Source organism: Aquisalimonas lutea (genome assembly GCF_030409225.1).
Classification (GTDB): domain Bacteria; phylum Pseudomonadota; class Gammaproteobacteria; order Nitrococcales; family Aquisalimonadaceae; genus Aquisalimonas; species Aquisalimonas lutea.
The window spans coordinates 70,155-94,795 of the sequence record NZ_JAUFPK010000007.1 but is presented as its reverse complement, the minus strand read 5'-3'; the positions used below and the strand labels follow the sequence as shown (position 1 = coordinate 94,795).

22 protein-coding genes are annotated in these 24,641 nt (G+C 69.5%); 15 read left to right on the top strand and 7 right to left on the bottom strand.

Going from position 1 to position 24,641, the window contains the following annotated elements:
* Positions 1-15: 15 nt before the first annotated feature.
* Complete coding sequence (gene cobW / locus QWY84_RS18190; RefSeq protein WP_290204359.1) at positions 16-1,077, top strand: cobalamin biosynthesis protein CobW; 1,062 nt, start codon at positions 16-18, stop codon at positions 1,075-1,077.
* Positions 1,078-1,089: 12 nt separating this feature from the next.
* Positions 1,090-4,947 (top strand): cobaltochelatase subunit CobN, encoded by a 3,858-nt coding sequence (cobN, locus tag QWY84_RS18185; RefSeq protein WP_290204358.1) that lies wholly within the window; start codon positions 1,090-1,092, stop codon positions 4,945-4,947.
* A 269-nt stretch (positions 4,948-5,216) separates the two neighbouring features.
* On the opposite strand, the gene QWY84_RS18180 is transcribed toward cobN, so the two are convergent.
* Positions 5,217-6,059 (bottom strand): phosphoenolpyruvate hydrolase family protein, encoded by an 843-nt coding sequence (locus QWY84_RS18180; protein ID WP_290204357.1) that lies wholly within the window; start codon positions 6,057-6,059, stop codon positions 5,217-5,219.
* Between the two features lie 257 nt (positions 6,060-6,316).
* Between QWY84_RS18180 and QWY84_RS18175 the strand changes: the two genes are divergently transcribed.
* The 12 genes from QWY84_RS18175 to QWY84_RS18120 all read left to right on the top strand — a co-directional run bounded on the left by QWY84_RS18175 (position 6,317) and on the right by QWY84_RS18120 (position 18,774).
* Positions 6,317-7,006, top strand: a complete 690-nt coding sequence (locus tag QWY84_RS18175; protein ID WP_290204356.1) for a phosphoenolpyruvate hydrolase family protein — start codon at positions 6,317-6,319, stop codon at positions 7,004-7,006.
* Positions 7,007-7,256: 250 nt separating this feature from the next.
* Complete coding sequence (locus tag QWY84_RS18170; protein ID WP_290204355.1) at positions 7,257-8,012, top strand: ABC transporter ATP-binding protein; 756 nt, start codon at positions 7,257-7,259, stop codon at positions 8,010-8,012.
* On the top strand, positions 8,005-8,748 hold the full coding sequence (locus tag QWY84_RS18165) for an ABC transporter ATP-binding protein (protein ID WP_290204353.1): 744 nt from the start codon (positions 8,005-8,007) through the stop codon (positions 8,746-8,748). The genes QWY84_RS18170 and QWY84_RS18165 overlap by 8 nt, the downstream gene beginning before the upstream one ends.
* Before the next feature lie 124 nt (positions 8,749-8,872).
* Entirely contained in the window at positions 8,873-10,099 is a 1,227-nt protein-coding gene (locus QWY84_RS18160; protein ID WP_290204351.1) for an ABC transporter substrate-binding protein, read from the top strand.
* Between the two features lie 81 nt (positions 10,100-10,180).
* On the top strand, positions 10,181-11,068 hold the full coding sequence (locus QWY84_RS18155) for a branched-chain amino acid ABC transporter permease (RefSeq protein ID WP_290204349.1): 888 nt from the start codon (positions 10,181-10,183) through the stop codon (positions 11,066-11,068).
* A gap of 4 nt (positions 11,069-11,072) precedes the next feature.
* Positions 11,073-12,056, top strand: coding sequence for a branched-chain amino acid ABC transporter permease (locus tag QWY84_RS18150; RefSeq protein ID WP_290204347.1), 984 nt, complete (start codon positions 11,073-11,075; stop codon positions 12,054-12,056).
* Between the two features lie 38 nt (positions 12,057-12,094).
* Positions 12,095-12,529 (top strand): SRPBCC family protein, encoded by a 435-nt coding sequence (locus QWY84_RS18145; RefSeq protein ID WP_290204346.1) that lies wholly within the window; start codon positions 12,095-12,097, stop codon positions 12,527-12,529.
* Between the two features lie 270 nt (positions 12,530-12,799).
* Positions 12,800-13,930 (top strand): molybdopterin-binding domain-containing protein, encoded by a 1,131-nt coding sequence (locus tag QWY84_RS18140; RefSeq protein ID WP_290204345.1) that lies wholly within the window; start codon positions 12,800-12,802, stop codon positions 13,928-13,930.
* Positions 13,930-15,924 carry a molybdopterin biosynthesis protein gene (locus QWY84_RS18135; RefSeq protein ID WP_290204343.1) on the top strand — a complete coding sequence of 665 codons (1,995 nt, stop codon included), beginning with the start codon at positions 13,930-13,932 and terminating at the stop codon, positions 15,922-15,924. Before QWY84_RS18140 ends, QWY84_RS18135 begins: the two co-directional genes overlap by 1 nt.
* Positions 15,924-16,949, top strand: a complete 1,026-nt coding sequence (locus tag QWY84_RS18130; RefSeq protein WP_290204342.1) for an ABC transporter substrate-binding protein — start codon at positions 15,924-15,926, stop codon at positions 16,947-16,949. Before QWY84_RS18135 ends, QWY84_RS18130 begins: the two co-directional genes overlap by 1 nt.
* Positions 16,946-17,989 (top strand): FecCD family ABC transporter permease, encoded by a 1,044-nt coding sequence (locus QWY84_RS18125; RefSeq protein WP_290204341.1) that lies wholly within the window; start codon positions 16,946-16,948, stop codon positions 17,987-17,989. Before QWY84_RS18130 ends, QWY84_RS18125 begins: the two co-directional genes overlap by 4 nt.
* The gene (locus QWY84_RS18120) at positions 17,986-18,774 is read left to right on the top strand and encodes an ABC transporter ATP-binding protein (RefSeq protein ID WP_290204340.1); all 789 of its coding nucleotides are present in this window, start codon (positions 17,986-17,988) and stop codon (positions 18,772-18,774) included. Before QWY84_RS18125 ends, QWY84_RS18120 begins: the two co-directional genes overlap by 4 nt.
* A 27-nt stretch (positions 18,775-18,801) precedes the next feature.
* On the opposite strand, the gene QWY84_RS18115 is transcribed toward QWY84_RS18120, so the two are convergent.
* From QWY84_RS18115 to QWY84_RS18090, 6 genes are all read right to left on the bottom strand, one after another.
* Complete coding sequence (locus tag QWY84_RS18115; protein ID WP_290204337.1) at positions 18,802-19,230, bottom strand: TOBE domain-containing protein; 429 nt, start codon at positions 19,228-19,230, stop codon at positions 18,802-18,804.
* An 8-nt stretch (positions 19,231-19,238) separates the two neighbouring features.
* Positions 19,239-20,054, bottom strand: coding sequence for a molybdate ABC transporter substrate-binding protein (locus tag QWY84_RS18110; RefSeq protein ID WP_290204335.1), 816 nt, complete (start codon positions 20,052-20,054; stop codon positions 19,239-19,241).
* 96 nt (positions 20,055-20,150) lie between these two features.
* Positions 20,151-21,194: a porin gene (locus QWY84_RS18105; RefSeq protein WP_290204333.1), complete on the bottom strand. Its 1,044-nt coding sequence runs from the start codon at positions 21,192-21,194 to the stop codon at positions 20,151-20,153.
* An 84-nt stretch (positions 21,195-21,278) separates the two neighbouring features.
* A complete protein-coding gene (locus tag QWY84_RS18100; RefSeq protein ID WP_290204332.1) occupies positions 21,279-22,091 on the bottom strand; it encodes an ABC transporter substrate-binding protein in 813 nt (270 codons plus the stop codon).
* Positions 22,092-22,139: 48 nt separating this feature from the next.
* Positions 22,140-22,892, bottom strand: coding sequence for an ATP-binding cassette domain-containing protein (locus tag QWY84_RS18095; protein WP_290204331.1), 753 nt, complete (start codon positions 22,890-22,892; stop codon positions 22,140-22,142).
* Positions 22,889-23,584, bottom strand: a complete 696-nt coding sequence (locus tag QWY84_RS18090) for an ABC transporter permease (RefSeq protein WP_290204330.1) — start codon at positions 23,582-23,584, stop codon at positions 22,889-22,891. Before QWY84_RS18090 ends, QWY84_RS18095 begins: the two co-directional genes overlap by 4 nt.
* Before the next feature lie 90 nt (positions 23,585-23,674).
* On the opposite strand from QWY84_RS18090, the gene QWY84_RS18085 reads away from it, so the two are divergent.
* A complete protein-coding gene (locus QWY84_RS18085; RefSeq protein WP_290204329.1) occupies positions 23,675-24,583 on the top strand; it encodes a substrate-binding domain-containing protein in 909 nt (302 codons plus the stop codon).
* Positions 24,584-24,641 lie beyond the last annotated feature (58 nt).

The following is a 24,641-nucleotide window of genomic DNA, read 5'->3' as shown; positions in this document are numbered from 1 at the left end:
GGAGTGAACCGCATCATGCAACTCGACAAGATCCACGCCACCGTCGTCACCGGCTTTCTCGGCAGCGGCAAGACCACCTTGCTCGCCAACATGCTCCGCAATGCCAACGGCAAGCGCATCGCCGTGATCGTCAACGAGTTCGGCGAGATGGACATGGACGCCGAGCTCCTCCGCGGCTGTCCGCTGGACTGCGCCGACGGGACCGATCGCGGCGACGGCATCTACGAGCTCGCCAACGGCTGTATCTGCTGCACCGTCGAGGAGGAGTTCGTGCCCGTGATGCGCAAGCTCATCGAGCAGCGCGACCGCATCGACCACATCCTCATCGAGACCTCGGGGCTGGCCCTGCCGAAGCCCCTGGTGCAGGCGTTCAACTGGCCCGGGGTCCGTGAGCACTGCACCGTGGACTCCGTCATCTCCGTGGTGGACGGCCCGGCCGTGGCCGCCGGCCGCTACGCCAGCGACCCCGAGCGCGTCGAGCGCCAGCGCCTCGCCGACGACAGCCTGGACCACGACCCCACCCTGCGCGAGCTGCTGGAGGATCAGCTCGGCTCCGCGGACCTGGTCATCGTAAGCAAGAGCGACCAGCTCGCGGACGGGGACCGGGAACGGGTCACCGCCGCCGTTCGGCACCACCTGCCGGAGCCGGTGAAGATCCTGTTCGTCAGCCACGGCGAGGTGGACAGCGAGCTCCTGATGGGCCTGGACGCCGCCACCGAGGCGCGCATCGAGTCCGTGGAGACCCACCACGACCGCCATCACGCCGAAGGCGAGGAGCACGGCCACGCCCACGACCATTTCGACAACTGCGTGGTGCGCCTCGGCACCGTGGACAGCGACCGGCTGCTGGAGCGCATGCGCGCCCTGATCGCCGACCATGCCATCTACCGCGTCAAGGGGTTCGCCGCCACGGGCAAGCCCATGCGGCAGGTGGTACAGATGGTCGGCGAACGGGCCGCGTGCTACTTCGATCGCCCGTGGGAGCCCGACGAGGTCCCCGAGACACGGCTGGTGGTCATCGGCCGTGAGCTCGACCGCGAGCAGCTGCAGCGCGAGCTCGCGGCCGCGGAGGCCTGACCGGAGCCCGCCATGCACATGCTCTCGGCCCAGCCCGGCGGCTTCAACGACGAGCAGGGCATCGTCGACCTGGCGCAGAGCCCGGGGGAGCTGGTGATCCTCGCCGCGGCGGACGGCACCCTCGGGCTGCTCGCCGACGCCGCCGAGGACCTGCCGGAGGACTACCCCGGCGTGCGGCTCGCCAACTGGCTCAACCTGACCCAGCCCGCCGCCCTGGACCTGTACCGCCACAAGGTCATCGATCACGCCCGCGTGGTGGTGGTCTCCCTGCTCGGCGGCAGCGCCTACTGGCCCTACGGCCTGGAGCAGCTCCAGGAGTGGGCGGCCGGCGGCGACGACCGCACCCTGATCGTGGTTCCCGGCGACGACAGCGAGGATGCCGAGCTGCTCACCGGCGGCACGGTGGACGAGGCCACGGCGCGGCGTGTCTGGCAGTACCTGCGCGAGGGCGGCGACGCCAACGCCGCGGCGCTGTATCGCTACCTGGGCGCCGCATGCCTGGGCCGTGACGATGCCTGGATGGAGCCCCGGGTGCTGCCGCGGACGCTGGTCTACCACCCCGACCACGGCCGGGTGGAACTCGGGGACTGGCACGCCGACTGGCAGCTGGGCGCCCCCGTGGCGCTTGTCCTGTTCTACCGCAGCCACCTGCAGGCGGCGAACATGGACATGTTCGACGGGCTGATCGCGGTGCTGCAGGAGTCCGGCCTCAACCCCCTGCCAGTGGCGGTGGCCTCCCTGAAGGAGGATGCCTGCCTGGAGGCGGTCAACGCCCTGGCCCGGGAAGGCGGCGCCGACATCCTGCTCAACACCACCGGCTTCGCCCTGCAGGCCGGCGGCGACGCCGCCATGAGCTCGCACTCCGGCGCCCGCACCTCGCCGTTCAGCCGGGACATGCCGCTGCTGCAGCTCATCATCGCCAGCTGCACCCGGGACGACTGGCAGGAGCACACCCAGGGCCTGCGCGGGCGGGACATCGCCATGCACATCGCCCTGCCCGAGCTGGACGGGCGCATCATCACCCGCGCCGTCAGCTTCAAGAGCGCCAGCCGCTACAGCGAGCGCTGCCAGCTCGACGTCGTGCGCTACGAGCTCCACCCCGAGCGCGCGCGCTTCGTCGCCACGCTGGCGCGGCGCTGGTGCCTGCTTCGCAGCCAGCCCAATGACGCCAAGCGCATCGCCCTGGTCCTCGCCAACTACCCCACGCGGGACGGCCGCATCGGCAACGGGGTCGGGCTGGACACGCCACAGTCCACGCTCACCCTGCTGCACGCCATGGCCGCCGCGGGCTATCCGGTCGCCGATCTCCCCGAGAACGCCACGGCGCTGATCGAGCACCTGCAAAGCGGCGTCACGAACAGCACCGAGACGCTGGACACCTCACCCTGCTACCAGAGCCTGGACGTGCAGACCTACCGGGCCTGGTTCGCGACCCTGCCCGATGCCTGCCAGCAGGCCGTACGCGCGCGCTGGGGCGAGCCCGAGGCCGACCCCAAGTACCGCGACGGCCGCCTGATGGTCGCCGGCGTGCGCCTGGGCGAGACCTTTGTCGGCATCCAGCCGGCCCGCGGCTACAACATCGACCTCTCGGCCAACTACCACGACCCGGACCTGGTGCCGCCCCACGGCTACCTCGCCTTCTACTGCTGGCTGCGCGAGGTCTACGGCGTCTCGGCCGTGGTCCACGTCGGCAAGCACGGCAACCTGGAGTGGCTCCCGGGCAAGGGCACGGCGCTGTCGGACCACTGCTGGCCGGATATCGCGCTGGGTGCCATGCCGCAGCTGTACCCGTTCATCGTCAACGACCCCGGCGAAGGCGCCCAGGCCAAGCGCCGCACCCAGGCGGTGATCGTGGACCACATGACCCCTCCCCTGTCGCGGGCGGAGACCCACGGCGAGCTCGCGGAGCTGGAACGCCTGGTCGACGAGTACTACCAGGCGCTGGGCCTGGACCCGCGGCGCGAGGAGCACCTGCGCCAGGCCATTGTCGACCATGCCCGGTCCAGCCACATCGCCGAGGAGCTGCCCCCGGCGGACACCCGCGAGGCCGCCGATCCGGATCCGGACGCGGAGCTGCTCCGGCAGCTCGACGGCTACCTCTGCGACATCAAGGAGGCCCAGATCCGCGACGGCCTGCACTGCCTCGGCGAGCTGCCGCCCGCCCGTTCCCTGCGCGACACCCTGGTCGCGCTGGTACGCCTGCCGCGGGGCGACGCCCCCGAGGACGCAGGGGTGCTGCACGCGCTCGCCGCCGACCTGGGGCTGGACGGAGACTTCGATCCGCTGAAAGCGGACGCCTCTCCCTGGCGCGGGCCCCGACCGGAGGTTCTTGCCGCGGTGAGCGAGGAACCCTGGCGCCACGGGTACGACACCCGCGAGCGGCTGGAGATCCTGGCCGCCCGGCTGGTAGCCGGGACCGTCCTCGGCCACGACGACGGCATGGCCGCGCCGCCGGAGTGGACCCGCACCGCGGTCCTGCTCGACCACCTGCAGCGCGTGGTCCACCCCGCGCTGGCGCAGGGCGTGGGCGACGAGATCGATCACTGCCTGGCGGGGCTGGCGGGCCGTTTCGTACCGCCGGGCCCGAGCGGCGCCCCCACCCGGGGGCGGCTGGACACCCTGCCCACCGGGCGCAACTTCTACGCCGTGGACAGCCGCGCCATTCCCACCAAGACCGCCTGGGAGCTGGGCCAGGCCTCGGCCGAGGCGCTGGTGCGCCGCCACCTCCAGGAGCACGGCGAGTACCCGGAGCAGATCGGCCTGTCCGTGTGGGGCACGGCCACCATGCGTACCGGCGGCGACGACATCGCCCAGGCCTTCGCCCTGCTGGGGGTGCGCCCCATCTGGGCCGCCGGCTCAAACCGCGTGGTGGACTTCGAGGTCATGCCCAACTTCCTGCTCCGCCGCCCGCGTATCGACGTCACCCTGCGTGTCTCCGGCTTCTTCCGGGACGCCTTCCCCAACGTCATTCGCCTGTTCGACGCCGCCGTGCAGAAGCTCGCCGGGCTCAGGGAACCGGGCGACAGCAACACCATCCGCGCCCATGTCGAGGCCCGGTGCGAGGCGCTGGAGGCGGAAGGCGCCGACGCGGACAGCGCCCGGCGCCAGGCCGCGTTCCGGGTCTTCGGCTCCAGGCCGGGCGCCTACGGCGCCGGCCTGCAGGGGCCGATCGACGAGCGCTGCTGGGACGACGGCGCCGACCTGGCCCGCGCCTACATCAACTGGGGCGGCTACGCCTACGGGCAGGACGCCGAGGGGGAGGAGGCGTTCGACACCTTCGCCCACCGCCTGGGCCAGCTCGACGCCGTCATCCACAACCAGGACAACCGCGAGCACGACATCCTGGATTCCGACGACTACTACCAGTTCCAGGGCGGCATGACCAACGCCGTGCGCGAGATGCGCGGCACGGCCCCAAGCACGTATCACAACGACCACAGCAACCCGGCCGCGCCCAAGGTGCGCACCCTGAAGGAGGAGCTGAACCGGGTGGTACGCAGCCGCGTGACCAACCCCAAGTGGATCGCGGCGATGCAGCGCCACGGCTACAAGGGGGCCGCCGAAATGGCCGCCAGCGTCGACTACCTGTTCGCCTACGACGCCACCACCGGCATCGTCGACGACTACCAGTACGCCAACGTCAGCGATGCGCTGGTCTTCGACGCCGACAACCGCCGGTTCCTGGAGGCGCACAACCGCGAGGCGTTGCGCGAGATGGGCGAGCGCTTCCTGGAGGCCATGCAGCGCGGCCTCTGGGCGGAGCCCGGCGACTACCGCGAGGCCGTGGAATCCGTGCTCCTGGAGCTCGCCGAAGCGCGCGAGGGCGCCGCAACGGCGAGCGACACGAGCGACCTGGCCAGGTCCTCCTGACCCGGCTGGGGAAACGCTGAACCATTCGCGCGCGCCTCTGGCCGAGCAGCGCGGGCGCAGCCGGCGTTGCGTTGCTTGACTGTACCGCCAGTACAGCGCGGCGCAACGCCGGCTGCGCCCGCGCTGCTCGGCCCCGAAGGGCGCTCCCCAGCGGCGTTGTGGTCTGCGTTGGCCTTCTTGTAAAGGGCGACGGCCATTCACGGCGAATGCCGCCTTGCCACAACGCCGCTGTGAGGCGCAGAGGCACGCGGGAATGGTTCAGCGTTTCCCTAGGTGACACGCCTCCCGCCAATCGCCTTGAACGTCTCGATCTGGCGGGTCAGCGCGATCTCCGTGGGCAGCCGCTCCATGCTGCTGGCGCCGTAGAAGCCGTCGCAGTGCTCGCTGTGCTCCATGACGTAGGCGGCATCCTCGGGACTCGAGATCGGCCCGCCGTGGCAGATCACCAGCACATCCTTGCGTACGCGGCGCGCCGCCTCGCCCCATTCGTCGATCAGGCGGACCGATTCGTCCAGGCTCCGGGCCGAGGTCGCCCCGATGGACCCGCCCACGGTGACCCCCATGTGCGGCACGATCATGTCGGCTCCGGCCTCGGTCATGGCCGTCGCCTCCTCGGCGCTGAACACGTACGGTGTCGTGAACAGGTCCAGCCCGTGGGCCATGCGGATCATGTCCACCTCCGAGCCGTAGGTGATCCCCGTCTCCTCGAGGCTCATGCGGAAGGTCCCGTCGATGATGCCCACGGTGGGGAAGTTCTGGACCCCGGAGTAGCCCATGTCCTTCAGCTCCCGCAGCAGCCGCGGCATGATGACGAACGGATCGGTGCCGTTGACGCCGGCAAGCACGGGAGTCCGCTCCACCACCGGGAGAATCTCCACCGCCATGTCGCGCACGATCTCGTTGGCGTTGCCGTAGGCGAGCAGCCCGGCCGAGGAGGCGCGCCCGGCCATGCGGTAACGCCCCGAGTTGTAGACGATGATCAGATCGATCCCCCCCGCCTCCTCGCATTTCGCCGAGATGCCGGTCCCGGCACCGCCGCCGATGATGGGCTGCCCGCGGCGGGCCATTTCCTGAAAGCGCTCGACCAGCACCCTGCGTTCGACATAGGCCATGCTTTCTTCCTCCGTGGTTTCGTGATCGTTTTCTGTTTGGCCGGCGGCGACCTGGCATTCGTCCTGCATATCCAATACCCTTGCGCAGAAGCCGACCGCTTCGGCCGGTCCCTACGCTCGCCGCCGACACGCGCCGTCGCCGTGCCTCCTAGCATTCGGCGTGCCAAAGGCTCGCGGGGATTTGCGGAGGCACCATGCGGAACCGGCGATCACGCGACGACAGGCCCTGGAAAATCAGCCCCGGACGGAACCGACGCATGCCCGCGACGCCCCGTGAATCAATCCCTGCATGGCAGCACAGCGACGGCTGGTTCGTTGCCACCATCGACGACGCGGTCTCGCGCGGCGGCCCCTGCGTGCTGAGCCCCTTGACGGCGGGACTGCCGCCCGGGCTTGCGGACATGGCGTACGCCCTCCCCGTGGGCGATGCCAACGGCCTGGTTCTGGACGCCCTGCAAGCCCGCGATGGCGGCGCGGCGGAGATCGTTGCCGCCGTCTTTGCGGGTGACCCGTTCCGGCGCATCGACGACCTGCTGGACGACCTGGCGGCCCATGGCGTGCGGGGCGTGATCAACTGGCCCAGCGTGGGCATGCTCCCGGGCGAGTTCGGTGCGGAGCTGGTCCACTCGGGCTTCACCTTTGCGCTCGAGCTGGAGATGCTCGAACGCGCCCGGCAGCGGGGCCTGGCGACCATCGCGACGGTCAGCGACAAGGACCAGATCCGCCAGGCGGCCGCTGTGCACCCCGACATGCTGCTCGTCACCCCGGGGCTGGCCGCGGACGAGAACGATGCCCCGGCGACCCGCCCGGCGCGGCTCCAGGAACTCCTCCGGGAAGCCGACGAACATGCCCCCGCCATCGAGCGGCGCGCCTATCTGCATCCATCGCAGCCGGGCGCCGGGGATACGCCGGCCGGTTCCGATCACGCCGTCATCCGCCATTCGTAGGCGCTCCCGCCCGCGGTTCGCCCGCTCCGGTTCCGGTTGAAACCGGGGCGAGGCAGCCTATGGGTAAAAGCGGGGCCGTACGGGTCGATTCGGGTAAATCCCGCCCCCGTTTTACCCATTCGCCAGTGACTGCCTTGCTGCCGTAACCCGCCCGCCACCTCTCCCGGGGCACCTTGGCCCGCTTGATGCATTCAACGCCCGAAAGCGCGACCAGCGAAGTCGCCGACAACGACAAGAAGGGAACTCTGCAATGAGCGAACCGATTCTCGAGGCCTCGAACCTGAGCAAGAACTTCAACGGGTTTCACGCCGTCAACAACGTCTCCCTGCGCATCGAGCAGGGCACGATTCACGCACTGATCGGCGCCAACGGCGCGGGCAAGACCACCTGCTTCAACCTGCTGTCGAAGTTCCTGGCGCCGAGCAGCGGGCGCATTCGCCTCAAGGGACGCGACATCACCCGATTCCGACCCGATCGCGTCGCCCGCCTGGGGCTCGTGCGCTCCTTTCAGCTGTCCGCCGTGTTCGCCTCGCTCACCGCCCTGGAGAACGTGGGCCTGGCGCTGCAGCGCCGGCGGGGCGAATCGTTCGACTTCTGGCGCTCCACGCGCAAGCTCGACGACAACCGGGCACGCGCCGAGGAGCTCCTGGACGCCGTCGGGCTCGCCGACGACCACCACACCCTCGCCGCCGAGCTCCCCTACGGGCGCAAGCGCGCGCTGGAGCTGGCGACGACGCTGGGCAAGGACCCGGAAGTCATGCTGCTGGACGAGCCCACGGCGGGCATGGCCACGGAAGACGTCGGCCACATTACCCGGCTGATTCGCGAGGTCGCCCGGGGGCGAACCGTCGTCATGGTGGAGCACAACCTGGGCGTCGTGTCCGAGCTCTGCGACCGGATCACGGTGCTCGCCCGCGGCGAGATCCTGGTGGAAGGGGATTACGACACCGTCGCCCGGGACGAGCGCGTCATCGAGTCCTACATCGGCGGAGGCGGCCATGCCTGAGACGGCGCGCGCACACGCCTCCGGGGTCGACGCGGCGGAGCCCATGCTCCGCATCGAGAACCTGCATGCCTGGTACGGCGAAAGCCACGTACTCCACGGCGTCAACGTCGATGTCCACCCGGGTGAGGTCGTCACCCTGCTCGGCCGCAACGGCGCCGGCAAGTCGACCACGCTGAAATCCATCATGGGCATCATGCCCCGGCGCGAAGGGTCGATCCGCATCCAGGGCGAGGAGACCATCGCCCGGCCGGCGCACCGCATCGCCCGCTGCGGGGTCGCCTTCTGCCCCGAGGACCGGGGCATCTACGCCACGCTGAACGTCGCCGAGAACCTCGAGCTGCCTCCCCCCGTCCGCCCGGACGGCCTGAGCACGGACGAGGTGCTGGCGCTGTTCCCGAATCTCCAGGGCCGCCTCCGCAGCGCCGGCTCGAAGCTCTCCGGCGGCGAGCAGCAGATGCTGGCCATCGGCCGCATTCTCCGCACCGGAGCGCGCCTGCTGCTGCTGGATGAGCCGACGGAGGGGCTGGCGCCGAGCATCGTCAGCCAGATCGGCGACACCATCCGGAAGCTCAAGGAGCAGGGGTACACGATTCTCCTGGTCGAGCAGAACGTCCGGTTCGCCATGACCGTTGCGGACCGCTACTTCATTCTCGATCAGGGGCGGATCACCGACGCCCACGACAAGGCATCCTTCGAAGACAACTTCGAGTCGCTGATGGCGAGCCTGGGCGTGTAACCAAGGGAGGGACGTTTTCAATTGCCCGGCCGTCGAGCAGAGCGCTTCGCGGGCCGGACCCGGAACGAACCACAGCAACCACGCAGTACGCACAACCAATGATAAAGACCAGGAGGAGACAACAATGCAAACCAGGAAAACCCTGATAACCACCGTTCTGGCGGCTGCCGGCGTGGGGCTCGGCGGCATGTCCGGCGCGGCGGCGAGCACCGGATTTTCCGACGACGTCGTGCGCATCGGCGTGCTCACGGACATGTCCGGCATCTACACGGACCTGTCCGGCGAGGCGGCGGTGGAAGCCGTGCGCATGGCCGTGGAGGACTTCGGCGGCGAGCTCAACGGCACCCCCATCGAGGTCATCTACGCGGATCACCGCAACGATCCCTCCGTGGGCGCCAGCCGGGCACGCGAATGGTACGAGAGCGACGGCGTGGACATGATCAACGATCTGTCCAACTCCGGCGTGGCCCAGGCCGTGGCCGGGGTCGCCAAGGAGCAGCAGCGCCACGCCATCGTGAACTCGTCCTCGACGCTCGCCATCACCAACGAGCACTGCTCGCCCTATGCGACTCACTACACGTACGACGCCCACTCCCTCGCCCACGGGACCGGCAAGTCCATTGTCGAGGAAGGCGGCGAGACCTGGTTCTTCCTGACCGTGGATTTCGCCTTCGGCCACGGGCTGGAGGAAGCCGTCTCCGAGGTGGTCCGCAACGCGGGCGGCCAGGTCGTCGGCGCGGCGCGGCATCCCCTGGATACCACCGATTTCTCCTCCTATGCCCTGCAGGCGCAGGCCTCGCAGGCGGAGATCATCGGTATCGCCTCGACGGGCGCCGATGCCATCAACGCCATCAACTCGCTGGCCGAGTTCGGCGTCACGCCCGACCAGCAGCCGGCGGCACTGCTGCTGTGGTTCGACGACGTGGATTCGCTGGGCCTCGAGGCCGCCCAGGGCCTGCTGCTCACCAACGCCTTCTACTGGGATGCCGACGAGGACACCCGCGCGTTCTCGGAGCGTTTCTACGAGCGCACCGGCCGGATGCCCAACATGGCCCACGCCGGCAACTACTCCTCCACCATGCACTACCTCAACTCGGTGCAGGCCGCGGGCACGGATGACCCGGACGCAGTCTCGGAGAAGATGCGGTCGATGGAGATCAACGACTTCTTCGCCGACGGCGGCTATATCCGGCCGAACGGGCGCATGGTGCACGACCAGTACATGTGGGAGGTGAAGGCTCCGGGCGAGTCGGAGTACGACTACGACTACATGGAGCTGGTCAGCACGATCCCGGGCGAAGAGGCGTTCCAGCCGCTGGAAGAGAGCACCTGCTACCTGCTCGACGACTAGGCGCATGCGGCCCGGGCCGCGTGCCGGTGTCCCTGCCGGTACGCGGTCCGGTGTTTGTCATCCTTCTCCGGGATCGACCTTATGGATCTGTTCGGCGTACCCATACAAGCCCTGCTCGGCCAGTTGATGCTGGGCATCGTCAACGGCTCGTTCTACGCGGTCCTGAGTCTCGGGCTCGCGATCATCTTCGGCGTGCTCAAGATCGTGAACTTCGCCCACGGGGCCTTCTTCATGCTGGGCGCCTTCGTCGCCTTCATGGCGGGAAGCTATCTGGGCATCGACTACTGGGCGGCCCTGCTGATCGCGCCCCTGGTGGTGGCCGGCATAGGCATGCTCTTCGAGTACCTGTTCCTGCGCCGGGTGTACGGCCTGGACCCCATCTACGGCCTGTTGCTGACGTTCAGCCTCGTGCTGGTGCTGGAAGGGGGCTTCCGGGTCGCGTTCGGCTCCTCGGGGCAGGCGTACGCCACCCCGGAAGCGCTGCGGGGCGCCATCAACCTGGGCTTCATGATCCTGCCCGAATACCGCGCCTTCGTGGTGGCCGCTTCCGTGACCGTCTGTCTCGCCACCTGGTACGTCATCGAGCGCACCCGCCTGGGCGCCTACCTGCGCGCCGCCACGGAGCGGTCCGAGCTTACCGGCGCATTCGGCATCAACGTGCCGTTGCTGGTGACGCTCACCTACGGCGCGGGCGTCGGACTCGCCGCCTTCGCCGGTGTCCTGGCCGCGCCCATCTTCCACGTCAATCCGTCCATGGGTTCGACGCTGGTCATCATCGTGTTCGCCGTGGTGGTCATCGGCGGGCTGGGGTCCATCTTCGGCGCCGTCGTCACGGGTCTCGGGCTCGGCATCGTCGAGGGGTTCACGCGGGTGTTCTATTCCGAGTTCTCGTCGACCATCGTCTTTCTCGTGATGGTGCTCGTCCTCCTCGTCCGGCCCGCCGGACTCTTCGGGCGTACGGAGGGATAGCGCCATGCAAACGGCACTGAGACTGGTTGCAGTACTGGCGCTGGCGGCGCTGCTCGCCGTGCCCCTGTTCCCGCAGATCGTCTATCCGGTGTTCGTGATGCAGACGTTGTGCTTCATGCTCTTCGCCTGCGCGTTCAACCTGCTGCTCGGCCATACCGGCATCCTGTCGTTCGGCCACGCGGCCTTCCTGGGCAGCGGTGCCTACATTACCGGGTACTGCGCCAAGTTCCTCGCGCTCCCCGCGGAGCTGAGCATACTGGCGGGGACGCTGACCGGGGCCGCGCTGGGCGCCGTCTTCGGCGCCCTCGCCATCCGGCGCAGCGGCATCTATCTCGCCATGATCACGCTGGCGATGTCGCAGCTCGTCTACTTCTTCTACCTGCAGGCCCCGTTCACCGGCGCCGAGGACGGAATGCAGCAGATCCCGCGCGGCACCCTGTTCGGCCTGCTCGATCTACACAATGACGTCACCCTGTACTACGTAGTGTTCGCGACCATCGCCGGCGGGTTGTGGGTCGTCTGGCGCACGGTGAACTCCCCCTTCGGGGCCGTTCTGCGGGCCATCCGCGAGCACGAGCCCCGGGCCATCTCCCTGGGCTACCCGGTCGCCCGCTACAAGGTTGTCGTCTTCACCCTGTCGGCGGGGCTTTCGGGGCTCGCCGGATCGATGAAAGCGATCATCTTCCAGCTCGCCGCACTCAACGACGTGCACTGGCACACCTCCGGCGACGTCGTCCTGATGACGCTGCTGGGCGGCATGAACACCGTGTTCGGCCCCGCCGCCGGTGCGTTGCTGGTGTCGGCGCTCACCCGGTACCTGGATCCCTTCGGCGCCTGGGTCACCGTCGTCATCGGCGTGGTCTTCATGGCGTGCGTGCTCGTCTTCCGGGAGGGCATCGTCGGCAAGCTCCAGCACGTGCTCCGACGGCGCCCCCGGGAGAAACGGCAAGCCGTCGACCGGGAAGGCATGGTCCGTACGAGCGAATAGAACGAATCACAGCATCTCGAAACAAAGGAGGAACTGCCATGGCCAGGGTGTATGTAAGCGCCGTAATCGATGCAACCATCGAGCAGGCATGGGGCGTGCTGCGCGATTTCAACGGGCTGCCGGACTATCACCCGTTCTTCGCGACGAGCTTTATCGAGGACGGCAAGCCGGCCGACCAGATCGGCTGCGTACGCAATTTCCAGGACCACGACGGCGGCGTCATCCGCGAGGAGCTCCTCGCGCTGTCCGACCGCGAGCGCACCTGCTGCTACCGCATCCTGGAAGCGGGCCTGCCGGTACGCAACTACGTCGCCGAGATGCGCCTGTACCCCGTCACGGAGACGAATCAGACCTTCGGCGAGTGGTGGGCGGAGTTCGACGTCGAGACGGCCGACGCCGCCGACACCATCGCCCGGGTGCATGACACGTTCCGTCTCGCGTTCGAGAGCGTGTCCGAGCGCTTCTCCGGCTGACCGGCGCGACACGCGGCGGGGCCGTTCCGTACGGACACCAGCAGGGCCCCGCCGCCGGCTCTCCTGCTGTGCCGCAGCCCCGCACAGCAGGGCAGGGTCTTCCGCCACCGGCAGCGCTTACCTCGCCATGTTGTTTTCCTGTTTCTTACTGTCTGTATTTCATCGTCCCAACAGCGGCACAGGCAGAAGTGATCCAATCCTCGGATACCGGACTGCAAACGGGGCCGCCCGGGGAAGCACCAATCGGTCCCGCGGGGGATCGCGAGGCTGATGCAGGACATCCATCCGTTCGTGACGGCGCGGGCCTGGCTCCTCCGCCAGTGCCGGCCGGTCGCCGGGACCGAATGGGTGCCGGTGACGGCGACGCCGGGACGGCGGCTGGCGATGACGGCGCTGGCGCGGGACGCAATGCCGGCGGTCCCGGTGGCCACACTCGACGGCGCAGCCGTCCGCGCGGAGGAGACGCTGGGCGCGTCGCCGTACAACCCGATCCCGGGCTGCGCGCTCGGCACGGTCCGGCCCGGAGATCCGCTGCCCGCGGGGGCGGATGCGGTCGCTCCGTGGGACGCGGTCGTGAACGAAGGAGCCGTGCTCATGGTTGTCGCGGAAATGGACGCCGGCCACGGCGTGTGCGATGCCGCCCGGCTCCTGCGCCCGGGCCAGCCCGTGACGGGACCGGACCGCAGGCTCTCGGGTCCGGGCGCGGCCATGCTCCTGTCCCTCGGATTCGACCAGGTCCCGGTCCGCCGTGCACCCCGCGTCCGCATCCTCCACGCCGAGCCGCAGGGCGGCACGCGCGCGATCGACGTGCTGCTGTCCGCCGCTCTGCGCCCCGACGGTGCGCTTGTCGAGACGACCGCAAGTCATCCCGGGCCGGTTTCCGATGGTGAGCTGGTGGAAGCCGCCGCCGAGGCCGATCTCGTCGTGCTTGTCGCCGGTCCCGGCGAGCGGAGCAGCCGAACGGCAGCCGCAGCCGTCGCCCGCATCGGCCACCTGGAGGCGCACGCCATCGGCATCCGCCCGGGCGTCTTCGCGGCCCTGGGGCACGTCGGCGACACGCCGGTCGTGATCGTCCCCGGCGAACCGGTCTCCGCCCACGTCATCGGCGAGCTCCTGGCGGGTCCGGCCGTCCGCGCTCTCTCCGGCGATGGGCCCGAGCTTCCCCACGCACGCGTCGAGGCCCCGCTGACCCGCAAGGTCACCTCGACGCTCGGCCTGGTCGAGTGCATCCGGGTCCGCATGGAAGGCGAAGGCCTTGCTCCCCGGCGCGTCAGCACGGACCTGGACCTCCCGGCGCTGGCGGCGACGGACGGGTTCATCCTGATTGACGCGGACTCGGAAGGCTACCCGGCGGACACGGCGGTCACGGCCTACCTGGATCGTGCTGGAGGTGGAATCTGATGACAACGAGCAAGCGGCACCCCATTGTCGAGGCGCGGCAGGAGCAGTTCCTCAACGTCCTCGACCGCGACGCCGCCCATGAACGGTTCGAGGCCCACATCGACGCCGCACCGCTGGCCGCCGAGCACGTCCCCCTGGATGGCGCCCTGGAACGGACGCTGGCCGAGGACATCGCCTCCGCCGTGGACGTGCCCGGGTTCGACCGCGCCAACGTGGATGGCTTCGCCATCCGGTCCGCCGACACGGAGGGGGCTTCCGCGGACGCCCCCGTCCGGCTGGTCCTCAATGACGAGGTGATCACCCCGGGCCGCAATCCCGCGGCCGCCGTCGAGCCGGGCACGGCGACGGTGGTCGCCACCGGCGGCATGCTGCCGCGCGGAGCCGACGCGGTGATCCTCGTGGAAGACACGGACCTCGACGGCGACGAAGTGCTGATCTACCGCAGCCTGGCCCCCGGGCGCTTCCTGACGTTCGCCGGGGCGGACATCGCCCGGGGCGAGACCGTGCTGTTCCAGGGCCAGGTCATCGGCTCCCGCGAGATCGGCGTCCTCGCCGCCATCGGCATGGATCCGGTACCGGTCGTCCGGCGCCCCCGGGTGGCGATCCTCTCCACCGGCGACGAGCTCATCGCCCCCGGGGAGCCGTACCGAACCGGCCATATCTACGACTCCAACAGCCACATCCTGGCGGCGGCCGTCCGCGAGCTGGGCGGCGATGCGGCGTTCCTCGGGATCTGGCCCGACGACGAGGCGCAGCTCCAGAAGCAGCTCTGCGCGGCCGTGCGCGCCTACGACATGGTGCTGCTCTCGGGCGGGACGTCCAAGGGTGCTGGTGACGTCTCCCACCGCGTCGTCAATGCCGCGGGCGCGCCCGGCGTACTCGTGCACGGGGTGGCGCTGAAGCCCGGCAAGCCCATCTGCCTGGCGGTGTGCGACGGCTGCCCGGTGGTGGTGCTGCCCGGCTTCCCGACGTCCGCCATCTTCACGTTCCACGAATTCGTCGCACCTGTCATCCGGCGCTGGTCGGGCCGGCCGCCGGAGCGCCGCGAGACCCTGGAGGCACGCCTGCCGGTGCGCGCCCAGTCGGAGATCGGCCGCACCGAGTATCTCCTCGTGGGCCTGGTGGAGACCGACGACGGCGTCGCCGCCTACCCCACCGGCAAGGGCTCCGGCGCGGTCACGGCGTTCAGCCAGGCGGACGGGTTCGTGACCATCGACGCCATGACGGGCCTCCTGGAGGCGGAGTCCACGGTGCAGGTCCAGTGCATCGGCGAGCGCAGGGGGGCGGCGGACCTGATTGCCGTCGGCAGCCACTGCGTCGGCCTGGATCTGCTGCTCGGTCGCCTGAGCCGGGACAACCTGTCCGTGAAGGCCATGCACGTCGGCAGCACCGGCGGCCTGGTCGCCGCGCGCCGGGGCGAATGCGACATCGCCGGGATCCATCTCATGGACCCCGACAGCGGCGAGTACAACCGTCCCCTGCTCACGGAGGGCCTGTGCCTGGTGCCCGGCTACCGGCGCATGCAGGGCATCGTGTTCCGCAAGGACGACCCGCGGTTCCAGGGGCTCGGCCTGGACGCCATCCTGCGCCTGGTCTGCCGCGACCCGGACTGCATGATGGTCAACCGCAATCCGGGCAGCGGCACGCGCATCCTGCTCAACCGCCTGCTGGGCGACAACCGTCCGCCCGGCCACAGCGTCCAGACCAAGTCGCACAACGCCGTGGCGGCGGCGGTGGCCAGCGGCCGCGCCGACTGGGGCATGGCCATCGACGTGGTGGCATGGAAATACGACCTGGGCTTCGTGCCGGTCCAGGAAGAGCACTACGACTTCGTCGTGCCCGAGGGACGCCTGCAGCGCCCCGGGGTCCGGCGCCTGATGGAGTTGCTGCAGGACCCGCAAACGCGCGCGGACCTCGCCGCCCTCGGTTTGCGGCTGGACCCCCAGGAGAACGATCTGGAACCCGTTGCCCCACAGCGGGCGGGAGGTGTGTGATGCGTTCCATCACGTCCTGCATCGCCGCGACGGTCCTGCTGCCGGCGGTGGCACTGGCCGCCGCGTTCGAGGATGACGCCGGCCGCGTCGTCGAGCTGCCCGATGAGCCGGAGACGGTGTTCGCCGCCGGCCACCCGGCGTCCATCCTGCTTTTCACGCTGGCGCCGGAACGCCAGGTGAACTGGACCCGCGGCCTGTCCGATGCGTCCGAGGCGCTGCTCCCGGAGCGGGCGGCGGAGCTGCCCGATCTCGGGCGGCTCACCGGCCGCGGCGACACCGCCAACATCGAGGTGGTGCTGCGCGCCGACCCGGATCTCATCATGGACTACGGCTCGGTGACCGAGACCACCGCCGATCTGGCCAGCCGCGTGCAGGAGCGCGTGGGCATCCCGTACATCCTCCTGGATGGCCGGTTCGACCGCATTCCCTCCACCTATCGCCGTCTCGGAGACGCGCTCGGCCTGGAGGAACGCGCCGGTAAACTGGCGAGCGAGGCGCAGCGATTGCTGGACCGGGCCGATGCCTTGCGCCGGCGGGTCCCCGAGGACGAGCGCGCCCGCGTCTACTACGCCCGGGGCGGCGACGGCCTGGAGACCGGCCTGCCGGGCTCCCTGACCACGGAGGCGCTGGCGCGCGTCGGCGGCATCAACGTCGCCGACGTGGCGGGCGAAGGCAATCTCGTGTCCGTGTCCATGGAGCAGGTCCTGCGCTGGGACCCGGAGATCATCATCACCATCGAGCGCGGATTCCCCGGGCGGGCCGCGCAGGACGAGCGCTGGCAGCCGGTGCAGGCCGTCCGCGAGGATCACGTGTACCTGGCCCCGGATCTGCCCTTCGGCTGGTTCGACCGCCCGCCGTCGGTGAACCGGCTGCTCGGCCTGGAGTGGCTGGGACGGGTGCTCTACCCCGAGTACTACCAGGGCGATTTCCGGGCGGAGGTCCGCCGGTTCTTCCGCGTGTTCTATCACCGTGAGCCGGGCGACGACGAGCTCGACCGGCTGCTGGACCGGGCGCTGCCCGAATGACCGCGACCGGGCGCGCGGCGGGGCGCTGGCGGCTGCTGCTGGCCGGCTACGTCCTGCCGGTGCTCGCCATCCTCGGCCTGGTGGCTCTGGCATTCAACCTGGGGCGCTACCCGGTGGCGCCGGGCCAGGCCCTTGCAATCCTGTACGCGGCGGCGACGGGCACCGAGCACGGGCTGCCGGCCACCCTGGAGACGGTGGTCATGGACGTGCGGCTGCCGCGCATCGGCGCCGCGCTCGTGGTGGGCGCCGCCCTGGCGGCCGCCGGCGCCACCTACCAGGGCATCTTCCGCAACCCCCTGGTGTCGCCGGACATCCTCGGCGTCTCCTCCGGGGCCGCGTTCGGCGCGGCCCTGGCGATCTTCCTGGCCCTGCCGTTCCTGTTCGTGCAGGGCCTGGCGTTCGTCTTCGGGCTGGTCGCGGTGTCCGCGGTCTACCTGATCGCCACGCTGGTCCGCGGCGCCCACAATCCCCTGCTGGTCCTGGTCCTCGCCGGCGTGGTGGTGGGCTCGCTGCTGTCCGCCGCGGTGTCCATGCTCAAGTACCTGGCCGATCCCTACGATCAGCTCCCCGCCATCGAGTACTGGCTGCTGGGCAGCCTGTCGGCGGCGCGGGCCGGCGACGTGCTGGGCATTCTCGTGCCCGTGGCCCTGGGGCTGATTCCCCTGGTGCTGGTGCGCTGGCGGATCAATCTGCTCTCCCTGGACGAGGAGGAGGCGCGCGCCCTGGGCGTGAACACGGGGCGGCTGCGGGTGGTGGTGATCGCCGCCGCCACGCTCATCACCGCCTCGGCGATCTCGATTGCCGGCACCGTGGGATGGGTGGGGCTGATCATCCCGCATCTTGCGCGGATGCTGGTCGGGCCCAACTACATCCGCCTGCTGCCGGCATCGATTCTCGTGGGCGCCGGCTACCTGCTCGCCGTGGACACCGTGGCCCGCAACGCCGCCGCCATCGAGCTGCCCCTGGGGACGCTGAACGCCTTCCTGGGGGCGCCGTTCTTCCTCTATCTGCTGGCGCGGGCGCGCAGGAGCTGGACATGAGGCTGGAGGCCGCGGATCTCGCCATCGGCTACGGCCGCACGCGCGTTGGCAGCGGCATCCATGTCGCCGTGGCACCGGGCGAGGTACTGGCGTTGCTGGGGCCGAACGGCTGCGGCAAGACCACCCTGTTCCGCACGCTGATGGGCCTGCTCCCCGCGCAGGGCGGCGAGGTGCGCCTGGGCGGCGAACGGCTCGGCACCCTGTCCCGCGCCGCGATCGCCCGCCGCATCGGCTACGTGCCGCAGCACGCTGAGGGCTACTTCCCCTTCACCGTGCTGGAGACCGTGCTCATGGGCCGCACCGCCCATACCGGCATCTTCAGCACGCCGTCGCGGCAGGACTACGCCGTGGCCCGGGCGCACCTGGAGCGCCTCGGCATGGCGGACTACGCCGAGCAGCCGTTCACCCGCATCAGCGGCGGCCAGCGCCAGCTGACGCTGATCGCGCGGGCACTGACCCAGGAAGCGTCCATCCTGGTGATGGACGAGCCCACGGCGAGCCTCGACTTCGGCAACGAGCTGCGCGTGCTCGACCGCATCCGCCGCCTGGCCGCCGACGGCCACGCGGTGGTGCTGTCCACGCACAACCCGGATCACGCGGACCGCTACGCCGACCGCATCGCCGTGATGCACGACGGCGGCATCATCGCCCAGGGCAGCCCGGGCGCCGTCCTCACCGGCGAGCTCCTCTCGGGCATCTACGACGTGGCCGTGGAGCGGGCACCGGTGGCAACGAGCGCCCCCGGTCCCCGCGTACACGTCACCCTGCCGCGCGGGACCCTGTAGTCCCGCCGTCGACCGCCGCAGGGGCGGCTATTCGGTCATCACCAGGACATCGCTGGCCTTGATCAGGGCCGCGGCCGAGACGCCGGCCGCCAGCCCCAGGCGCTCGGCCGATGCCCGGGTAATGCTGGCGGTGACCTCGGTCCCGCTCGCCGTGCGCAGGCCGATGACGGAGTGCACGGCGCCGTGCTCCACGTCCGTGATCTGGCCGGCGAGCCGGTTGCGCGCACTGGTGCTCACGCCGGAACCGTCGCCGGCGAGAACCAGCACGCTGGACGCCTTCACCACCGCCCGCACGCGGGCGCCCTGGGTGAGGCCCAGGGCATTGGCCGAGGCGGTGGTAATGGAGGCGACGGCCGCGTCGCCGGTTTCGAGCCGCATCCGGACCTCGGTGGACACGGGTCCCTTGTCCACGTCATCCACGATGGCGGGCCAGTTGTTGCGGGCGCTGATCTGCATGGCTCACCTCATTCGTCCGATGCCACCCGCGTCGGGGTGTCGAATCCATACTCGTGGAGGATCGCCTGGCCGGCGTCCGAGAGGATGAACAGGGCCAGGCGCGTGGCGTCCGGATTGTCCGGGGCCAGCACGGTGAGCCCATAGTCCGCGCCCACCGAGAGGCTGGCCGGCACCTGGACGATCTCCAGGGATTCCGTGTCCTGCTGCGCCAGTACGGCGTTGGTGCAGTAGGTGAGGAAGATGTCGGCCCGGTCTTCCGTCATCACCCAGGCGTAGTTGTTGCGCCCTTCCGGGGGCTTCGGCGAGTCCGGGCCGCCGGTGAGCTTGCGGGCCTTCGCGTTCAGGGTCTCGAAGCTGCCCGGGCGCACCTGCTCGGCCTTCTCGAACAGCTGCCAGGCATAGTCGCCGCTGGGGTCGGCGTTGGGGGTGGAGGTACCCACGCGGACGTCGTCATCCAGCAGCACATCCAGGAACGAGTCGGTCGACACCTCCAGCTCCGGCTGCGCGAGCCCGCACAGCCGGTTGCGCGCGAACATGACCACCGGCCCGCCCGTGCCGCGTTCCGCCAGCGTCCGCGGATGGGCCATGTTGGCGGAGGCGAACACGTGCGGGCGCTCGCCCTCCTCGATGCGCTGGCGCAGCAGGCCCGACGGCGAGAAGGTCGTGTTCACGTCCACGCCGTGACGCTCGCTGAACGCCTCCGCCACGTCGCTCAGCGCGGCGCGCAGGCTGCCCGCCGCGTAGAGCTCCACGGGCTCACCCGCCTGTACCGTGCTTCCCCAGGTCATCGCTACTCCAAGAAGAACAAGCGCGAACTGCTTCATGCCAGCCTCCCAGGGGCGCCAAGCCGCCCCCTTGTTCCGGTTTTCGTTGCTCGGCCGTGAGCGACGTCCGCTGTCCTCCCACACACGGGTGATCTGCTAGAACTTGTAGACCGTCCCCACGGCAAAGGCGCTCGCCGTCTCGCCAACCGCCGAGGTGCGATCCAGCGTGCTCGCCTGCACCCAGGGCTGCCGGTTCTGGGCGGCCTCGTTGTCGATCTGCGAGTAGTTGGCGTAGAAGCCGAGATTGTCCGCGTACTGATAGTCCACGCCCACGGCCACCAGGTCGGCATCATAGTCGCTGTCGTCGGCGTCCAGCAGGTAGTACTGGGCCTTGAGGTGGACATCGGGCACGACGGTATAGCGCACGCCGCCGCCGTAGGCGTTGTCATCCGGATCCGACGCAGTCTGCGCGAGCCCGGTGATCCGGAACGATGCGATGTCGACGTAGGCCGCTGCTCGAGTAACGTCCCGTTCCTGGGGGTAGACGCGACTGCCTCCGGCCATGGCGTCGGAGTAGTTCCACTGCTCGTGGGAAACGGCCGCATAGACCGGGCCCTGCCGGTAGGTGATCGACGCGCTCCAGGCGTCGTTCTCGTTGCCGTCCACCGAGTTGGTGTCCTCGGCGGTCTCCACGCTGTAGTGGGCATCGGCGAAGAAGCCGCTCACCGTCGGTGTCCGATAGGCGACGCCCTTGCGGAAGCGCTCGTCGAAGCCCTGATTGCCATCATAGTTGCCGCGAATGACATTCCGGGAATCGCCTACCTGGTTCCCGAAAAGGTCCGTACGGGTGCGGAGAATCTTGTTGGGCGTATCGAAACGGCCGGCACGCAGCAGACCCCAGTCGCCCTGAAGGCCGGCGAAGCTGTTGCGGGACGTGAATCGCTCCGCCCCGTTGTTGTCGAAGTTCACCTGACCCTCGATCTGGACCATGCCCCGCACTGCGGGGGTGAAGTCATGACCAACCCTGAAGCCGATCCGGCTTCCGTTGCTGGACAGGTTGGCCGCGCTGTAGTCGGCGCCGTCATCCAGGTAGCTGAACGCGAGATGGGCCTGGCCATAGACTTCCACTTCCTGGGCATGAGCGGTGGATGCCGCAAGCAGGCCCGCTGCCACCATCAGAGCGGTTGTTGTGGTTCGCATGACGGACTCCTCCGATTCGTTATGCTTCATCGGCCCGATACCGGGGTGGTCCGTCACCCCGGTCGCGGCTGCCGGATGTCGTGGTTATTCCGCGTTGGGGAAGAACAGCTGCTGGCCGCGCAGCCGGTAGCTGGCGATGGCCTCCTGGCCGTCCTCGGAGAGCAGCCACTCGTGCCACTGCTCGGCGAGATCGTGCTTGAGGTCCGGGTGGCGCTCCGGATTCAGCAGCAGGCTGCCGTACTGGTTGAACAGCGCCTCGTCGCCCTCGTAGAGGATGGTGAGGTCCTGGCGGTTGTCGAAGGCCACCCAGGTGGCGCGATCCGCCATGACGTAGGCGTTCATGCCGGCCGCGGTGTTGAGCGTCTCGCCCATGCCGCTGCCCAGCTCGCGGTACCAGCGTCCGGACGGATCCTCGACACCGGCGCTCTCCCACATGCGCAGCTCAGCGCGGTGGGTGCCGCTGTCGTCGCCGCGGGAGGTGAACGGCGCCTCGGCCTCGGCGATGCGGGCGAAGGCGTCGGCGGCACTGTCCGCCTCGCTGATGTTGGCCGGGTCGTCCTCGGGCCCGATGATGACGAAGTCGTTGTACATGACGTCGGCCCGCTCGGTGGCGTAGCCGTTGTCGACGAACTCCTTCTCGCCGGTGGTGTCATGCACCAGCACGATATCGGCATCGCCGCGGCGGCCGATCTCGAAGGCCTGGCCCGTGCCCACGGCCACCACGCGCACGTCGATGCCCGTCTCCTCGCGGAACTCCGGGATGATGTGCTCGAACAGCCCCGAGGCCTCCGTGGACGTGGTCGAGGCCAGGGTAATGTAGCGGTCGTCCGCCTGGGCGGCCGTGACCGCCCCCAGAACGGCGACCACTGCGACGAGATTCCTGAACAGGTGTTTCATGGTTCTCTCCTCCAAGGTCGTCACTGCGAAGGAAGCCGCCGGACCGCGTTACCAGACCAGATCGCCCCGGATGAACGCGGCCGCTTCACGGCTTCGTGGTTGCTCGAAGAACGCGGTCACCGGCGCGCGCTCCATCAGGCGGCCGTTGACCAGGAAGATCACCTCGTCCGCCAGACGCCGGGCCTGGCCCAGGTCGTGGCTGCTCATGACGATGCGTGTTCCCTGGGCATGGAAGGTCTGCACGGCTTCCTCCACGGCATTCATGGCCGCCGGGTCCAGGGCGGAGGTCGGCTCGTCCATGAACAGGATCTCCGGGCGCAACGCCCAGGCGCGGGCCAGCGCCAGGCGCTGCTGCTCGCCCCCGGACAGCACCCGTGCCGGCCGGTGGGCGATGGACTCCAGACCGAAGCGCTCGATGGCCTCGTCCGCCCGGCTGCGGCGCTCACCCCGCGGCACGCCCTGCACCGCCAGGGCATAGCGGACATTGGCCAGTGCCGAGCGGCGCAGCATGACCGGCCGCTGGAACACCATGGCCTGGCGCCGCCGGATGGCATCGCCCGAGGCCCCCTTGCCCGTCCAGCGCACCGTCCCGGTGGACGGACGCAGCAGCCCGTGGCAGATGCGCATGAGCAGGCTCTTGCCGGCGCCGTTGGGACCCATGAGCAGCGTCTTGCCGTTGCGCTCCAGACGCAGGTCCAGGCGCTCCAGCAGGGTCTGCCCCCGGTGGCGGAAGCTCACCCCCGCAAGCTCCAGGGGCAGCAGGGACGTGGTGTCGATATCCGGCGTCTCCATGCGGTTCATCCCAGCCGCCTCCGCGCCGCCTCACCGACCACATAGGCCACGCCGTTCACCGTGGCCACCAGGAGCAGCAGAATGATGCCGAGGCCCAGGGCCAGGGGCAGATTGCCCTTGTTGGTCTCCAGCGCGATGGCCGTGGTCATCACCCGGGTAAAGCCCTGGATGTTGCCGCCGACGATGAGCACTGCGCCCACCTCGGCGCTGGCCCGCCCGAACCCCGCCAGCACGACCGTGACCAGGCTGAAGCGCGCATCCCAGAGCAGCGTCGGGATGGCGCGCAGGCGCGACACGCCCAGGGACTGGAGCTGCTCCCGGTACTCGCCCCACAGCTCCTCGACGATCTGGCGCGACAGCGCCGCCACGATGGGCAGGATCAGGATCACCTGGGCGATGACCATGGCCGTGGGCGTGAACAGCAGCCCCAGCTCGCCCAGAGGCCCGGCGCGCGACAGGGTCATGTAGACCATCAGCCCCGCCACGACGGGAGGCAGGCCCATGAGCGCGTTGAGGATCGTGACCACGACGCCGCGCCCGGGGAACTGCCACAACGCGATGGCCGCGCCCACCGGCAGGGCGATGATGCTGGCGACCACCACCGCCGTCAGGGAAACGCGCAGCGACAGCGTCACGATTCCGAGGAGCTCGGGATCCATTTCCAGAATCAGGCGCAGGGCTGTCTGGAAGGCATTGTCCATGTTTTATTTACCCCAGCGATGCCCAGCGACTCAGTATGTGGCATTCTGTGCATGAACTACCGATAACGCACTTATTGATGAAATCAGTGCATGCTCATGACAGAAAATGACACCACATGGCCGCATCGTTACCTGACCACGGCCGAGGTCGCCGCTTACCTGCGCATGAAGGAGCGCAAGGTCTACGACCTCGTGCGCCAGGGGCTGATCCCCTCCACCAAGGTGACGGGCAAGCTCCTCTTCCCCCGCGACAGTATCGACCTGTGGGTCATGAATCATCTGGAGGGGGATCAGGCCCCGCAGCAGAAGCTTCCGCCGGTGCTCGCGGGCAGCCAGGATCCGCTTCTGGACTGGGCCATCCGCGAGGCGGGCTCGGATCTGGCGTTCCTGTGCAACGGCAGCGGCGACGGCGTGCACCGGCTGCTCCGCGACGAGGCCATGGTGGCCGGGCTGCACGTTATCGACCACGACACCGGCAGCTACAACGACCCGCGGCAGCTGGGGCTGTCCGGCATGCGGGATCTGGTCGTCATTCACTGGGCACGCCGCCGCCAGGGCCTGCTGGTCCGCCCGGGCAATCCGCTGGGCCTGGAGCGGCTCGAAGACCTGGTATCGGACCGGGTGCGGGTGGCCCATCGCCAGCGCGAGGCCGGCGCCGACGCCCTGTTCCGCTCGCTTCTGAGCGCCAGCGGTATCGATCTCGGGGCGCTGCGGTTCACCCCGTATGCATCGCTCAGCGAGGACGACCTGGCACTCGCCATTCGCGAGGGCGAAGCCGACGTGGGGCTGGCCGTGGAGGCCGCGGCGCGCCGCCACGGCCTGGACTTCATTCCCATGCACCGGGAGGAGTTCGACCTGGCCATGCGCCGCCGCGTGTTCTTCGAGCCACCGCTGCAGCGGCTGTTCACGTTCGCACGCAGCGAGCGGCTGCACGCCCGGGCCGAGGCCATGGGCGGCTACGACGTCGGCCAGCTGGGCATCGTCAAGTACAACGCGTGAACCGGTTACTGGCCGGCGCAAGCCGACCCGGCACCTTGAATCAATAACCTCTCGGCGA

Excerpts from the sequence above, each read along its gene's own strand:
- QWY84_RS18110 (WP_290204335.1), bottom strand. The coding sequence starts at position 20,054 with ATGAAGCAGTTCGCGCTTGTTCTTCTTGGAGTAGCGATGACCTGGGGA.
- QWY84_RS18105 (WP_290204333.1), bottom strand. The coding sequence starts at position 21,194 with ATGCGAACCACAACAACCGCTCTGATGGTGGCAGCGGGCCTGCTTGCG.
- QWY84_RS18165 (WP_290204353.1), top strand. The coding sequence starts at position 8,005 with ATGCCTGAGACGGCGCGCGCACACGCCTCCGGGGTCGACGCGGCGGAG.
- QWY84_RS18170 (WP_290204355.1), top strand. The coding sequence starts at position 7,257 with ATGAGCGAACCGATTCTCGAGGCCTCGAACCTGAGCAAGAACTTCAAC.
- QWY84_RS18090 (WP_290204330.1), bottom strand. The coding sequence starts at position 23,584 with ATGGACAATGCCTTCCAGACAGCCCTGCGCCTGATTCTGGAAATGGAT.
- QWY84_RS18155 (WP_290204349.1), top strand. The coding sequence starts at position 10,181 with ATGGATCTGTTCGGCGTACCCATACAAGCCCTGCTCGGCCAGTTGATG.
- QWY84_RS18160 (WP_290204351.1), top strand. The coding sequence starts at position 8,873 with ATGCAAACCAGGAAAACCCTGATAACCACCGTTCTGGCGGCTGCCGGC.
- QWY84_RS18130 (WP_290204342.1), top strand. The coding sequence starts at position 15,924 with ATGCGTTCCATCACGTCCTGCATCGCCGCGACGGTCCTGCTGCCGGCG.
- QWY84_RS18085 (WP_290204329.1), top strand. The coding sequence starts at position 23,675 with ATGCTCATGACAGAAAATGACACCACATGGCCGCATCGTTACCTGACC.
- QWY84_RS18175 (WP_290204356.1), top strand. The coding sequence starts at position 6,317 with ATGCCCGCGACGCCCCGTGAATCAATCCCTGCATGGCAGCACAGCGAC.
- QWY84_RS18145 (WP_290204346.1), top strand. The coding sequence starts at position 12,095 with ATGGCCAGGGTGTATGTAAGCGCCGTAATCGATGCAACCATCGAGCAG.
- QWY84_RS18125 (WP_290204341.1), top strand. The coding sequence starts at position 16,946 with ATGACCGCGACCGGGCGCGCGGCGGGGCGCTGGCGGCTGCTGCTGGCC.
- QWY84_RS18180 (WP_290204357.1), bottom strand. The coding sequence starts at position 6,059 with ATGGCCTATGTCGAACGCAGGGTGCTGGTCGAGCGCTTTCAGGAAATG.
- cobN (WP_290204358.1), top strand. The coding sequence starts at position 1,090 with ATGCACATGCTCTCGGCCCAGCCCGGCGGCTTCAACGACGAGCAGGGC.
- QWY84_RS18115 (WP_290204337.1), bottom strand. The coding sequence starts at position 19,230 with ATGCAGATCAGCGCCCGCAACAACTGGCCCGCCATCGTGGATGACGTG.
- QWY84_RS18095 (WP_290204331.1), bottom strand. The coding sequence starts at position 22,892 with ATGAACCGCATGGAGACGCCGGATATCGACACCACGTCCCTGCTGCCC.
- QWY84_RS18135 (WP_290204343.1), top strand. The coding sequence starts at position 13,930 with ATGACAACGAGCAAGCGGCACCCCATTGTCGAGGCGCGGCAGGAGCAG.
- QWY84_RS18150 (WP_290204347.1), top strand. The coding sequence starts at position 11,073 with ATGCAAACGGCACTGAGACTGGTTGCAGTACTGGCGCTGGCGGCGCTG.
- QWY84_RS18100 (WP_290204332.1), bottom strand. The coding sequence starts at position 22,091 with ATGAAACACCTGTTCAGGAATCTCGTCGCAGTGGTCGCCGTTCTGGGG.
- cobW (WP_290204359.1), top strand. The coding sequence starts at position 16 with ATGCAACTCGACAAGATCCACGCCACCGTCGTCACCGGCTTTCTCGGC.
- QWY84_RS18120 (WP_290204340.1), top strand. The coding sequence starts at position 17,986 with ATGAGGCTGGAGGCCGCGGATCTCGCCATCGGCTACGGCCGCACGCGC.
- QWY84_RS18140 (WP_290204345.1), top strand. The coding sequence starts at position 12,800 with ATGCAGGACATCCATCCGTTCGTGACGGCGCGGGCCTGGCTCCTCCGC.